We start from the raw sequence: 13,283 nt of genomic DNA on the forward strand, positions 1-13,283 counted from the left end.
CTCGGCGGCCGTCCGAAGCGCCGTGCAGGGACGCTTCGGACGGCCGCCTTCACCGCGGTCAGATCGCCCGGGGGCTACCTGTAGGTGATGTCCGAGGTGGAGTACAGGCAGTTGGTGCTGTCGGGGCCCGTACCGACCGCGGTGTTGTTGTTGTACTTCTGGCAGGGGATGACCTTGCGACCGGCGTCGTTGAGGATCGTGATGCCACGCAGCGTCGCCACGTCGTTGCGGTTGACGTTGATGCCGACGAGCCGTGCGGTGGAGCCCGTGCCGGTCACCTCGATGTTGCTGAGGTTCACCTTGCGCGTGTACTGCGTGGAGCAGTCGCCGCACGAGCGGTACAGCGTCTTGAACTCGCTGACGGCGAAGTTGGAGACGTTCAGGGTGCCCGGTCCGTTGTGCTGGAAGACCTTGTCGGCGGCCTTCTTCGCGCCGCCGCCGGTCACGGTGTAGGTGGAGCCGCCGCGGAAGGTGGCGGCGTCCTCGCCGACGTCCTCCCACCACACGTTCTGAAGGGTGCAGTTGCCCTCGCAGTGGATGCCGTCGGCGCCGGGCGCGCCGATGATGACGTTCTTCAGTGTCGCGCCGGCCGCGAGCTCGAAGATGGGGTCCTGGCCCTCTTCCTGGCCGTCACCGGCCAGGTCGCCGCTGCCGTAGTAGCGCACCATGCCGCCGTCCCTGACGCCGGACACGGAGATGGTGGAGCTCACCGGCTGACTGCTGGTGGGCGTCGGCCAGGTGGCGGCACTCGCGGGCGGCGCGCCGAGTGTCATGATCATGACAGACGAGAAGCCGAGTGCGGCCACGGTGCCGGTCAGTGCGCGCCGACGTGCGCGCGGCAGTGCTGGTGAAGTCATGTCCCGATGCCTTCTTCCAGTTGGGGGCTGGTCAGATCTTTCCGGCGCCCGCGCCGGACGTCACCGAGGAGACGACCGTCGAGGCGGGCTCCGCCGTGTAGCCGTACGGCGGGGCGGTGAAGCTGCCGACCTGCGAGACCTCGGTGGCGGCTCCGCCGAGGTCGTTGCCGCGCAGGTTGGCGTATCCGTCGACGTCGCTGCTGCGGTTCGTGGTGACCGCGATCTTCGTCGTACGGAAGACGTTGTTCTCGACGAGCATCTGGGCGCCCATGCGCGAGTGGCAGGCGGTGTCGGCGCCGTCCACGTGGTTGTTGTAGAAGTGGCCGGTGCCGAAGCGCAGGCTGGGGATGCGCGAGTAGACGTTGCCGAAGTGGTTGTGGTGGTACGTCACCTTCAAGTGCCCGGTGTCCTCGCTCGTGTTGTTGTCGCTGTGTCCGACGAGCGAGCCCTTGAAGTGGTCCTTGAAGGTGTTCCAGGAGACGGTCACGTTGTCGGCGCCGTGATTGATGTCGAGCAGACCGTCGTAGTAGTCCTTGTCGTGGTCGCGGTCCGCCGAGAAGGCGTTGTGGTCGATCCAGACCTTCGTCGACTCCTGCACGGTGATGCCGTCCGCGGGCGCGACCGGCTTGCTGATGTTGAGGTTGCGGACGACGACGTTCGTGACTTCCTTCAGCCGCAGCCCGCCGCCGGTGAACCCGGACGCCGAACCGACGCCCAGGACCGTGGTGTTGGAGCCGATGTCGACCTGACCGCTCAGCGAGATCAGGCCGTTCACCCGGACGACCTTCGCGGTGTTGCCGGTGACGGCCGTCCGGAAGGCGCTCAGCGTCGAGACGGTGACCGCGGTGGCGCTGCCGCCGCCCGTCGTGCCGGCACCGAATCCGACCGGCGAGGTCTCGGCGGCGCCGGCCGGCTGGGGAAGGGCGAGGGCGGCCGCCGTCGCGAGGGCGGCCGCGGCGGCCGTCACCAGGGTGGTTCGTTGCGCGTGTGTACGGAGGGGGCCTGTACGCATGCGGGTGCGTCCCTTCGGGAGGCCTTGTCTGGACGTATTTGTGAATGACGTGCGCCATGTTGAACGCTGCGCGCGGAGCGCGCCGCTGATTCCGGCCTGAAGGGGGAGTCGGCCGGTTCAGCCTGCTGAACGGAACGTAGAGGGTAAGCGCTTTCTGGTCAACGCTTCGCGCAGAACGCATCCGGACATCGCCGGTGAGCGGCCGACGGACCTCGAACTGTGCGTGGGAGCGCTTCCATGACGGCCATGTGCATGCCACCATGCCTGATGCTCCCTCAGCGATGCCCCGTCGATGCCCGCGTCGACGGCCCCACGAGCCGTCATCACGAAGGGACCACCACGTGCCTGTTTTCACTGCGCGCAGACCGCTTCGTTCCGTGCTCAGCACGCTCTGCGGAGCGCTCGCGGCGCTGCTGGCGGCGGCGCTCCTCACGGCAACCCCGGCCGCCGCCCGCACCCAGGCGCCCAGCGCGACGCTCACCGAGGTCACCGGCTTCGGCGAGAACCCCAGCAACCTTCAGATGTACCTGTACGTCCCGGACAGCGTGACCGCGAACCCGGCGGTCCTGGTGGCCGTGCACTACTGCACGGGCTCCGGACCGGCGATGTACTCCGGCACCGAGTACGCCTCGCTCGCCGACCGCTACGGGTTCGTCGTCGTGTACCCGTCGGTCACCCGCGCCAGCAAGTGCTTCGACGTCTCCTCGCCCCAGGCGCTGCGCCGCGACGGCGGCAGCGACCCGGTCGGCATCAAGTCCATGGTCGACTGGGTGACCCGGACCTACGACGCCGATACGGGCCGGATCTTCGCCACCGGCATCTCCTCCGGCGCGATGATGACGAACGTCCTGCTGGGCGTCTATCCGGATGTGTTCGCGGCGGGCGCCGCGTTCTCCGGTGTGCCGTTCGGCTGCTTCGCCACCACCGACGGCTCCGAATGGAACAGCGCGTGTGCGAACGGCACCGTGACCCACGCGCCGCAGGAATGGGGCGACTTGGCGCGGGCCGCCTACCCCGGCTACACCGGCCCCCGGCCAAGGATGCAGCTGTGGCACGGCACCGAGGACGACGTGCTGCGCTACCCCAACTTCGGGGAGGAGATCAAGCAGTGGACGAACGTACGCGGTGTCAGTCAGACCCCGGCCGCCACCGACTCGCCCCAGTCCGGCTGGACCCGCACCCGCTACGGCGCCACCGGTGACCAGGCCCCCGTCGAGGCCATCAGCCTCCAGGGCGTCGGCCACAATCTGTACAGCTACGGCATGGCCGCCCGTGTGCTCACGTTCTTCGGCCTGGACAGCGGCGGACCGGCGCCCCAACCGCCGGCCGGCGCCTGTCGCGTGGCCACCTCGGTCAGTGCCTGGAACACCGGCCTGACCGCATCCGTCACGATCACCAACACCGGTACGACCGCGATCAACGGCTGGCGACTCGGCTTCACCCTGCCCGCCGGTCAGACGATCACCAACGGCTGGGGTGCCACGTACGCACCGGCCTCCGGAGCGGTGACGGCGACCAACGCCTCGTACAACGGCGGCGTCGCCCCGAACGCGAGCGTCACGATCGGCTACCAGGCGAGCCACACCGGGAGCGGTGCGGCGCCGTCCGCCCACACGGTCAACGGCACGGCCTGCACGACCGGTTAGTACGGCAGGATGCGCCCCGAGGGTGTCCTTCGGTCGATCGTCGTGTCGCGCGTGCTGGTGGGCCGACGGACGGGGCGAATACGGGTCTGGCGGTTCATGACGCCCTCCTCATGCCTGATGCCATCAGCCTCGCTGCCGACCGGGCCCGGCACATCGTGCCCACGGAGGCATCGGCCCTGACCTTGAGGGAGCACTCCCCGGGGGTGTCGTACCCCCTGGGGAGGACGGGAACCCCTGGGGGACTCAGACCGAGCGGTGGTACTGGTCCGGCACGTGCACGTCCCCGCCCAGTTCGCGGGCCGCGTGCCGGGCCCAGGACGGGCTCCGCAGCAGCTCGCGGCCGAGGAGCACCGCGTCGGCCTCGTCGTTCGCGAGGATCTTCTCGGCCTGCTCGGCGTCGGTGATCAGGCCGACGGCGGCGACGGACAGGGGCGTCTCCGCCTTGACGCGGGCGGCGAACGGTACTTGGTAGCCGGGGCCGGTCGGAATGCCGGCGCCGGAGACGTTGCCGCCGGTGGAGACGTCGAGCAGGTCGATGCCATGGGCCTGGAGGTCGGCGGCGAAACGGACGGTGTCGTCCGCGGTCCAGCCGCCGTCGTCCAGCCAGTCCGTCGCCGAGATACGGAAGAACAGCGGCTTGTCGTCCGGCCACACCTCCCGTACGGCGTCGACGACCTCCAGGGCGAAACGGGTGCGGTTCTCGTACGAGCCGCCGTACGCGTCGGTGCGGTGGTTGGAGTGCGGCGAGAGGAACTCGTTGATCAGATAGCCGTGGGCGCCATGGATCTCGGCGACCTCGAAGCCGGCGGAGAGGGCGCGGCGGGCGGCCTCCGTGAACTGACCGACGATCTCGTGGATCTGAGCCACGGTCAGCTCGTCCGGCACCGGGTGCCGCTCGTCGAACGCGACCGGGCTCGGCGCCACCGGCTGCCAGCCGTACGCGTCCGGGCCCACCGGCGCGCCGCCCTTCCAGGGGCGGTCGGTCGCGGCCTTGCGCCCGCTGTGGGCGAGCTGGATGCCGGGCACCGTGCCCTGCGACACCAGGAAGCGAGTGATCCGGCGGAACGCCTCGACCTGGGTGTCGTTCCAGATGCCCAGGTCGTACGGCGAGATACGGCCCTCGGGAGCGACGGCGGTGGCCTCGGTGAGGATCAGTCCCGTGCCGCCCGCCGCGCGCGCCGCATAGTGCGCGAAGTGCCAGTCGTTCGGGACCCCGGCGTCCGGGCCCTCCGGTGCCGCCGAGTACTGGCACATCGGGGCCATCCAGACCCGGTTCGGGACGGTCAGATCGCGCAGGCGGAAAGGCTGGAAGAGGGCGCTCATGATGAGCTGCTCCAATCGTCACGGGGCCGAAGGGCGACTCGTACGATAGGCATCGTAGTACGGGAGGTGTCAAACTACGAGACCCTTCGTACAATGAGCTCACTACCGACGAACTGGAGCCGCTGTGACCATCGCCGCCACCACCAGTCGTGATCTTCCGCACCCGGCGCGCGACGAGATCCGGCTGGAGGGCATCCTGCATGCGCTCTCCGACCCGATGCGGTTGCGGATCGTGCGAGAGCTCGCCGCCGACGGCGACGAGCTCTCCTGTTCGCACTTCGACCTGCCGGTCACCAAGTCCACGACCACGCACCACTTCCGGGTGCTGCGCGAGAGCGGCGTGATCCGGCAGATCTACCGGGGCACGGCCAAGATGAACGGCCTGCGCCGGGACGACCTAGACGACCTCTTCCCGGGACTTCTCGACACCCTCCTCGACGCCGCCGCCCGGCAGGCCGTCCGGCTGGGCGGCTGAACCGGCCTTCGCGGGAAGGTGGTTGAAGAGCAGGTTCAGCACGATCGCCGTGAGACAGCCCGCGCTGATGCCGCTGGTCATCACCGTCTGGAACCAGTCCGGGAACTTCTCGTAGATCGTCGGCACGCCGACCGGCAGCACGCCCATGGCGACCGAGACGGCCACCACCGTCAGGTTGTTGTTGCCCTTGAAGTCCACCTGGGCCAGCGTCCGCAGGCCGCTCGCCGCGACCGTCCCGAACATCACCAGACCCGCGCCGCCGAGCACCGGCGCCGGTATCGCCGCCACCACCGCGCCCAGCTTGGGCAGCAGACCGAGCAGCACGAGGATGCCGCCCGCGGCCGCCACGACCCAGCGGCTGCGCACCCGCGTCATACCGACGAGCCCGACGTTCTGCGCGTACGCCGTGTACGGGAAGGTGTTGAAGACGCCGCCGAGGACGGTGGAGAAGCCGTCGGCGCGCAGCCCGTCGGAGAGGGAGCGCGGCTCGACCTTGCGGTCCGTCATCTCGCCGACCGCGATCAGGTCACCGGTCGTCTCGGTCATCGTCACCAGCGCCACCACCAGCATCGAGATGATCGCCGACGCCTCGAAGGTGGGCGCGCCGAAGTGGAACGGCGTGCTGACGCCGACCCAGTCCGCGTCCCCGACCCCGCCGAAGTCCGTGAAGCCGAAGGGCACCGCGACCGCCAGGCCCACCACGATGCCGATCAGTACGGCGATCCGGCTGAGGAAGACCGGTGCGAACCGCTGCACGGCCAGCACCACCACCAGCACAAAACCGGCCAGCGCCAGATTCTTCGGCTCCCCGAAGTCCTCCGCCCCGGCGCCGCCCGCGACCCAGTTGCCCGCGACCGGCAGCAGCGAGATGCCGATGATCAGGATCACCGTGCCGGTGACCAGCGGTGGAAAGAAGCGCAGCAGCTTCCCGAAGACCGGCGCGAGCAGCATGATCGCCAGTCCCGCGACGATCACGGCCCCGTAGATCGCAGGCAGTCCGCCGCCCGTCGTACCGATCAGCACCATCGGCGACACGGCCGCGAAGGTACAGCCCTGCATGATCGGCAGCCGTACACCGAAGCGCCAGAAGCCGATGCACTGGATGAGCGTCGCGATCCCGCACACCAGTAGGTCGGCGGTGATCAGATATGCCAGGTCCGCGGGCGACAGCTTCATGGCTCCGCCGACGATCAGGGGGACGGCGACGGCGCCGGCGTACATCGCGAGGACGTGCTGGAGGCCGAAGGCGACCAAGTGGCGTTTGGGCGGGATCTGGTCGACGGGGTGTACGGGCGCAGTTTCGGTCATGGACGGGACCGTAGACTCCTTGAACAGTTTGTTGATTTCGGGAGTGTTGCTGCGTCGTTTCTCGCTGCGGGCTGGGTGTGGCTGGTCGCGCAGTTCCCCGCGCCCCTTAACCGGCGTTGCCGTGCGCGGCGTTCTGTAGTGACTGCCAGTCCGGGAGCTTCACCACCCCTCTGCCCAGTGACGCCCCAAGTGCTGCCTCGGCCCGTTCGATCGCCTGCCAGCCGGACCACTCGACCGGCTCGATCCCCTCTGCGCGCAGTGCAGTCAGTGGATCCCCCGGCAGATCCTTTTGTACGAGCACGGAGGCGTCCTCCAGCAGTGAGGTCACCGTCTCCTTGGCGCACGGACGGTTGGTGCCGATGACGCCGGTGGGGCCGCGCTTGATCCAGCCGGCCACGTACTCGCCCGGCGCGACGAGGTCCTCCCGCAACACGCGGCCGGCGAGATTGGGCACCGTGCCGGTGGCCGCGTCGAAGGGCAGGCCCTCCAGTGGCACGCCGCGATAACCCACCGATCGAAGCACCAGCTGCGCCTCGATGTCCTCGTACCGGCCGGTGGCCGTCACCCCGCCCTGTCCGTCCGGCTGGGTCCGCTCGAAGCGCACCGCGCCCACGCGGCCGGAATCGGCGAGCAGTTCGACCGGCCGGAGGAAGAAGCGCAGCCGGATGCGGCGCGGGGCGTCCGCGGGCGGCTGCTCGGTCCAGCCGCGCAGCACCTCCACATTGCGGCGGTTCGCCGCGGGCAGCCCGGACGGGTCTGCGTAGGCCGGATCGAGCGCCAGCTCCGCCGGGTCCACCGTCACGTCGGTGTCCGGCAGGGCGCCCAGTTCGCGCAGTTCCTTGGTGGTGAAGCGGGCCTGGGAGGGGCCGCGTCGGCCGACCATGCTGATCTCGGTCACCCGGCTCGCCGTCAGCGCGGTGAGCGCGGCCTGCGGCATGTCGGTCGGGCTCAGCTCGGCCGGGCCGCGGGCCAGGATCCGGGTGACGTCCACGGCCACGTTCCCGACGCCGATGACCACCGCCGAGCGCGCGCCGAGCACGAAACCGTCGGCGGTGGCGTCCGGGTGGGCGCTGTACCAGGACACGAACTCGGTCGCCGACCAGCTGCCCGGCAGGTCCTCGCCGGGGATGCCCAGATGCCGGTCCGTCGCGGCGCCCACGCAGTACACGACCGCGTGGTACAGCTCGCGCAGCCGCGCGGCCGGTACCCCGCCGGGGCCGACCTCGATGCCGCCGAGGAACCGCACACGCTCGTGCTCCAGGACCGTCCGGAGGTTGTTCTGGAGGGACTTGATCTTCTCGTGGTCCGGTGCCACGCCGTAGCGCACCAGGCCGTAGGGGCACGGCAGCCGGTCCAGGACGTCGACGAGCACGCCGGAGTGGAGCTGGACGAGGCTCTGGGCGGTGTAGACCCCGCTCGGCCCGGAGCCGATGACGGCAACACGCAGCACGGCGGAACTCCTTACCCGAGGGACCGTCGGAGATCGCTGATGGTTCCAGCATCGCACCGCTGATGCTCCGCTGACAGGGTGCTGTACCGGGCACGCGCGTGCGTGTTCGTTCGTATGGAGTGTGATCATGCGGTTACGTTGCGTGTGTGTTGGACGCATCCTTTCTTGATCTTTCTGATCGTTGTCCGATGGACGGTGCGGTGTCCGTGTGGCCCGCGTGGGAAGTGCGGCAAGACGGGGCCGACGGCGGCGTGATGTCCTGGTGGGGGGTGCGGCTGGCGTTCCCGGACGGGGCGCAGGTCGACCTGCTCGCCGTGGTGTCCGGCGGCGGGGTCTGCATCGAGGACGTGCGGGCGCAGCCGGCGTTGTCCCTCGACGATCTCGCGGTGCTCGCCGAGTGGGTCGAGGGCCCGCTGTCCGAGGTGTGCGGTGCGGAGCCCTGCGGCGAGCCGGTGGCGTCCAGGCGTGCCCGGCCGGCGTGGCCGGGCGGGATCGCGGGGCGGTGGCTGGTCGCTCGGGAGTACCGCGCGGCCCAGGAGGGGGGCGCCGATCCCGTCCTCGCGGTGATGGGCGCGACCGGGCACAGCCGGCGCAGATCGCTCCGGCTGATCGCCCAGGCCCGTGACGCGGGATTCCTGACGGCGCGTCATGCACGCCGCTGAGGCGGGCTCAGCTCAGGGCAGGTCCCGCATCCGGTTGATCTCGCTGGTCTGCTGGGCGATCGTGTCGTCCGCCATCTCCTCGACCTGGATGTTGTTGCCCTGCGCCTTCACGTCCGTGGCCATGGTGACCGCCCCTTCGTGATGGGTGATCATCAGGGTGAGGAAGAGCTGGTCGAATGCTTTTCCTTGTGCCGCGCGCAAGTTGCGGAGCTGACCCTCGGTCGCCATCCCGGGCATCGAGGCGTGGTCGTGTCCGCCGCCCGTCTCCTTCTCGCCGTGCGTCTTCAACCAGCCCTTCATGGCGTCGATCTCCGGTCCCTGCGCGGCCGCGATCCGCTCGGCGAGCTTCTTGATCTTCGCCGACTCGGCGCGGTCCGAAGCGAGTTCGGTCATCGCCAGGGCCTGGGAGTGGTGCTCGATCATCATCCGGGCGAATGACACGTCCGCAGAGTTGGGGGAGTCGTCGTCGACGCGCTGCTGTGCGGCGTCCTCGGCGGACAACGTCTGGTTCTCCTCGCCGGGCTTGCCCGGTGCGATCACCGAAGGGCCGCTCGCAGAAGCCCGGTCGGCGTCTGACCCGGAGTCACAACCTGCCAGCGCGAGCACGACGAGTGCGGCGAGTGCGGCCGTGGCCGGTCGATCGAAAAGCTTCATTACATGTCTGTTGCCCTCTGTTGGTATGTGCATGATGAAGACGATACTTCGGCGTGCACGAACCGTTCGCACCCGAACGGAACGAGGGAGGAAACAGTGATCCTGTTGAACGAACCCCGAACGCGGCGCAGACGCCTGGCAGTCGGCGCTACTGCCGCCGGGCTGCTGGCCGCGCTGCTCACGGGCGGTCCGGCAGCCGCGACCCCCGACCCGGGGGACGGCCCGGCGGCGCAGAAGGACGTCTCCGCGAGCACCCAGGCCGAGGTGAGACAGGCCCTGGAGAACGGCGAGATACCCGGCCAGGACGAGATCGTCCACTCGGCCAACATCCAGCACGTCACGAACATCCCCAAGGACGTGCTGCCCGGCACCAATTCGGACCTCGCCTTCCAGGGCAGGTACGCCTTCGCCGGCAACTACGACGGCTTCCGCGTCTTCGACATCAGCAACCCGAAGGCGCCGAGGACCGTCTCCCAGGTGCTGTGCCCCGGCTCGCAGAACGACATCTCCGTCTCGGGCAACCTGCTCTTCCTGTCCACCGACTCCTCGCGCAGCGACAGCAGTTGCAACAGCACCACGCAGCCGGTGACCGAGAAGTCCTCGTGGGAGGGCATGAAGGTCTTCGACATCAGCGACAAGGCCAACCCGAAGTACGTCGCCGCCGTGGAGACCGCCTGCGGCTCGCACACCCACACGCTGGTGCCCGAGCGCAAGAACGTATACGTCTACGTCTCCTCGTACTCGCCGAACGCCGCCTACCCGGACTGCCAGCCGCCGCACGACGGCCTCTCGGTCATCAAGGTGCCGCGCCAGGCTCCCGAGAAGGCCGCGGTCGTGAACTTCCCGGTCCTCTTCCCCGGTGAGGGCCCCGACGGCGGCGGCAACCCGGGCGCGCCCACCAACCCCGGCGTCTCGAAGACCACCGGCTGCCACGACATCACCGTGCTGCCCTCCAAGGACCTGGCCGCGGGCGCCTGCATGGGCGACGGCATCCTGTTCTCCATCGCCGACCCGGAGCACCCGAAGGTCATCGACCAGGTGCAGGACAACGTGAACTTCGCGTTCTGGCACTCGGCGAGCTTCAACCAGAAGGCCAACAAGGTCGTGTTCACCGACGAGTTGGGCGGCGGCGGTGCGGCCACCTGCAACGCGGCGATCGGCCCGAACCGCGGTGCCGACGGCATCTACGACGTCGTCGGCAAGGGCGACAAGCGCAAGCTCGTCTTCCGCAGCTACTTCAAGATCCCCCGCCACCAGGCGGACACCGAGAACTGCGTCGCCCACAACGGCTCGCTGATCCCGGTCAAGGGCAAGGACCTCATGGTCCAGGCCTGGTACCAGGGCGGCGTCTCGGTCTGGGACTTCACCGACTCCGCGAAGCCGAAGGAGATCGCCTACTTCGAGCGGGGCCCGCTGACCACGGGCACGATGACGACCGGCGGTGCCTGGTCGGCGTACTACTACAACGGCTACATCTACTCGAACGACATCGCCAAGGGATTCGACGTCCTCAAGATCAGTGACAAGCGCACCGACCCGGCCAAGTGGGTCCGGATGAGCGAGCTCAACGTGCAGACCCAGCCGGACTACTTCGACTGATCTGCGGGCCGTTCGCCGGTCGCGAAGAACCGCGACAGATCTGTGTCACCCGTCCCGCCGGACGCCGCCTCGGTGTCCGGCGGGACGCCCAGGTCCCAGTCCAGCCGGTAGCGCTTGAACAGCTCCGCCCGCAGCACCGGCACGGGCATCGGAACACCCGGCACCAGCGCCGCGTAGACCGCGCCCATCAGCAGGGCGCGCAGCATCGGGTAGTCGGCGTCGACGTCCTGCGAACCGAAGCGGGCGACGGTGTCCCGCAGCAGTTCGGCCAGGCGCCGCTGCTCCGGGCACGGCACGAAACCCTCGACATGCAACAGCCCGGCCATGTGCTGGCGCATCAGCACGGGCCGGTCCCGGGCCAGTCCCAGGATCGCGTCGATCGCCCGCGCCATCCGCTCCCGACCGTCATCGGTACGCGGCTCGCGCTCCAGCGCCTCCTCCAGCGTGCGGTTCATCAACCGGTGCACGGCCGACTGCACGAGCTGGCGTTTACCGGGGAAGTAGTACGACACCAGACCGCGCGCCGAGCCCGCTCTGTCCGCGATGTCGCCCAGCGTCGTGGCCTCGAACCCATGCTCACCGACCAGCTCGACCGCCGCCTGGAGAAGCCGCTCCCGGGAACGCCGCCGCAACTCTTCATTGACCGAGGCGCTGCGCGGGGACATGCTGTACTCCTGCGTTGACTGGTTGGCAGCCAACTATACTCAGCGCGTCCGGGCCGGCCCCATCCATGGGCTTGTCCGGTGCTGCCGTCCTCCTCGGGCGAAACGGGGGATCGTCCGAGGCGGGCGGCCATACACCGGCCGGCTCAGCCGACGAGGTCCAGCACCGGCCGCAGGCCGTCGGGCCGCAGTGCCACCGGCAGATGGTCCACGAAGTGCACCTCGCACCCCAGCGCGGCCGCGCCGCCGTCCGCGCGGCGGTCGTCACCGACCATGAGCACGTCCCGCGCTTCGACGCCGAGCTTCGTGCAGGCGGTCGCGAACAGCCGCGGGTCGGGTTTCCTGATGCCGTGCTCGTACGACAGGACGTATGCGTCGATGTAGGGGTCGAGGCCGTGCTCGCGGAACACCGGGCGCAGGTCCCAGCCGATGTTGCTCACCACGGCGACCTGGATCCCGCGCTCGTGCAGGGCGTGCAGGACCTCCGCCGCGTCGGGGTACGGCGCCCACGCGCCAGGCGACATATGGCGTTCGTACAGGGCGTCGTGCAACCCCGGGTCGGGCAGCGGCACCTGGCGGGAGAGCCCGGTGTACGCGGCCCGGTGCAGCTCCGAGCTCTGGTCCCGGACGTCCCACACCTCGGCGACCTCCGTGGGCAGCCGCACCGGATCGGCCCCGCCGGGCAGCGCACCCGCCGTCTCCAGGGCCAGCGCCGTCTCGGCCAACTCGGCCTCCGGAAGAGCGATCCCGGCCTCGGCCAGCACCCCGCGCAGCCAGGAGTCGGTGGACTCGACACGGAAGAGGGTCCCGGAGAAATCGAACAGCACGGCAGTCATGGGGCGATCCTACGAGGACGCGTTCCCGGAGGAGGGAAGATCGCTGCCGCCGCGCGGAACGGCGATGTCTAGCGGGAGGGCGATGCCTCAGGCACCCACCGCCGGTGCGCCATCACTGCCAGGGCCACCAGCGTCGCGCCCAGCAGCCAGCCGCCGACGACGTCCGAGGCCCAGTGGACGCCCAGCCACACGCGGGTCAGGCCGACGCCGGCCACGGAGATCACCGCCACCGCCACGGCCGTACGCCACAGGGTGCGGCCTGGGCCGTAGCGGTGGAGGAGCCACAGCAGAAGGCCGCAGACGACCGTGGCGGTCATGGCGTGGCCGGACGGGAAGGCCGCGTAGTGGGCCGAGTCGACGGGGTCGGGCCAGACCGGGCGGGTGCGGCCGACGGCCGCCTTCAGGGACTGCTGCACCAGGGTGCCGAGCGCCACTGTGACCGCCAGCCACAGGGCCGTCCACCAGGCCGCGTGTCTCCACATCAGCCACACTACGACGGCCGCGCACAGGATGCGCATCGTCCACGGGTCCCAGACCCAGTCCGTGAGGATCCGGAACGCCTGCGTGGTTCCCGGGCCGTCGACCGCCCAGCGGTGCGTGGTGCGCGCGATGTCGCCGTCGAGCGCGATCAGCGGGCCCCACTCCGCCGCGACCAGGACGAGCAGCAGCACCGAGGACGCCGCCAGGGCAGTGGCGGAACGGACGGTGCCGCGGTGGTCGGGCGGGCGGGGCGGGGAGTCGACGGGCGGGGTGTGCATATGGTGATCCTCGCCGACCGGTGGGGCGGGAGGCCAATCCC

Annotated in this window: 13 protein-coding genes; 4 read left to right on the forward strand and 9 right to left on the reverse strand. The window is 69.8% G+C overall.

Features of this window, described 5'->3' with window-relative positions:
- Window positions 1-74 precede the first annotated feature (74 nt).
- Together KCH87_RS13285 and KCH87_RS13290 are read right to left on the reverse strand one after the other, a co-directional pair.
- Entirely contained in the window at window positions 75-857 is a 783-nt protein-coding gene (locus KCH87_RS13285; protein ID WP_210586225.1) for a pectate lyase, read from the reverse strand.
- A gap of 31 nt (window positions 858-888) precedes the next feature.
- Entirely contained in the window at window positions 889-1,869 is a 981-nt protein-coding gene (locus KCH87_RS13290) for a polysaccharide lyase family 1 protein (RefSeq protein ID WP_210586226.1), read from the reverse strand.
- 377 nt (window positions 1,870-2,246) lie between these two features.
- On the opposite strand from KCH87_RS13290, the gene KCH87_RS13295 reads away from it, so the two are divergent.
- Window positions 2,247-3,515, forward strand: coding sequence for a PHB depolymerase family esterase (locus tag KCH87_RS13295; RefSeq protein WP_308298824.1), 1,269 nt, complete (start codon window positions 2,247-2,249; stop codon window positions 3,513-3,515).
- Window positions 3,516-3,758: 243 nt separating this feature from the next.
- Here KCH87_RS13295 and KCH87_RS13300 read toward each other — a convergent pair whose 3' ends face one another.
- Entirely contained in the window at window positions 3,759-4,838 is a 1,080-nt protein-coding gene (locus KCH87_RS13300) for an NADH:flavin oxidoreductase/NADH oxidase (RefSeq protein ID WP_210586228.1), read from the reverse strand.
- A gap of 124 nt (window positions 4,839-4,962) precedes the next feature.
- Here KCH87_RS13300 and KCH87_RS13305 point away from each other — a divergent pair, with 124 nt between their 5' ends.
- Complete coding sequence (locus KCH87_RS13305; RefSeq protein ID WP_210586229.1) at window positions 4,963-5,313, forward strand: helix-turn-helix transcriptional regulator; 351 nt, start codon at window positions 4,963-4,965, stop codon at window positions 5,311-5,313.
- Here the strand turns inward: KCH87_RS13305 and KCH87_RS13310 are convergent.
- Together KCH87_RS13310 and KCH87_RS13315 are read right to left on the reverse strand one after the other, a co-directional pair.
- Window positions 5,236-6,621 carry a nucleobase:cation symporter-2 family protein gene (locus tag KCH87_RS13310; RefSeq protein WP_210586230.1) on the reverse strand — a complete coding sequence of 462 codons (1,386 nt, stop codon included), beginning with the start codon at window positions 6,619-6,621 and terminating at the stop codon, window positions 5,236-5,238. The genes KCH87_RS13305 and KCH87_RS13310 overlap by 78 nt on opposite strands.
- A gap of 106 nt (window positions 6,622-6,727) precedes the next feature.
- Window positions 6,728-8,071: an FAD-dependent oxidoreductase gene (locus KCH87_RS13315; RefSeq protein WP_210586231.1), complete on the reverse strand. Its 1,344-nt coding sequence runs from the start codon at window positions 8,069-8,071 to the stop codon at window positions 6,728-6,730.
- Between the two features lie 200 nt (window positions 8,072-8,271).
- Here KCH87_RS13315 and KCH87_RS13320 point away from each other — a divergent pair, with 200 nt between their 5' ends.
- Window positions 8,272-8,733: a DUF6214 family protein gene (locus KCH87_RS13320; protein WP_210586321.1), complete on the forward strand. Its 462-nt coding sequence runs from the start codon at window positions 8,272-8,274 to the stop codon at window positions 8,731-8,733.
- Between the two features lie 12 nt (window positions 8,734-8,745).
- Here KCH87_RS13320 and KCH87_RS13325 read toward each other — a convergent pair whose 3' ends face one another.
- Entirely contained in the window at window positions 8,746-9,387 is a 642-nt protein-coding gene (locus tag KCH87_RS13325) for a DUF305 domain-containing protein (protein WP_210586232.1), read from the reverse strand.
- Window positions 9,388-9,483: 96 nt separating this feature from the next.
- On the opposite strand from KCH87_RS13325, the gene KCH87_RS13330 reads away from it, so the two are divergent.
- Window positions 9,484-10,986 carry an LVIVD repeat-containing protein gene (locus tag KCH87_RS13330; RefSeq protein WP_210586233.1) on the forward strand — a complete coding sequence of 501 codons (1,503 nt, stop codon included), beginning with the start codon at window positions 9,484-9,486 and terminating at the stop codon, window positions 10,984-10,986.
- Here the strand turns inward: KCH87_RS13330 and KCH87_RS13335 are convergent.
- The 3 genes from KCH87_RS13335 to KCH87_RS13345 all read right to left on the reverse strand — a co-directional run bounded on the left by KCH87_RS13335 (window position 10,974) and on the right by KCH87_RS13345 (window position 13,242).
- The gene (locus tag KCH87_RS13335) at window positions 10,974-11,651 is read right to left on the reverse strand and encodes a TetR/AcrR family transcriptional regulator (RefSeq protein WP_210586234.1); all 678 of its coding nucleotides are present in this window, start codon (window positions 11,649-11,651) and stop codon (window positions 10,974-10,976) included. The genes KCH87_RS13330 and KCH87_RS13335 overlap by 13 nt on opposite strands.
- Window positions 11,652-11,794: 143 nt before the next feature.
- On the reverse strand, window positions 11,795-12,484 hold the full coding sequence (locus KCH87_RS13340) for an HAD family hydrolase (RefSeq protein ID WP_210586235.1): 690 nt from the start codon (window positions 12,482-12,484) through the stop codon (window positions 11,795-11,797).
- A gap of 68 nt (window positions 12,485-12,552) precedes the next feature.
- The gene (locus tag KCH87_RS13345; protein ID WP_210586236.1) at window positions 12,553-13,242 is read right to left on the reverse strand and encodes a phosphatase PAP2 family protein; all 690 of its coding nucleotides are present in this window, start codon (window positions 13,240-13,242) and stop codon (window positions 12,553-12,555) included.
- Between the last annotated feature and the right edge of the window lie 41 nt (window positions 13,243-13,283).

The sequence above is a fragment of the Streptomyces sp. GESEQ-35 genome, from assembly GCF_017948485.1.
Classification (GTDB): Bacteria; Actinomycetota; Actinomycetes; order Streptomycetales; family Streptomycetaceae; genus Streptomyces.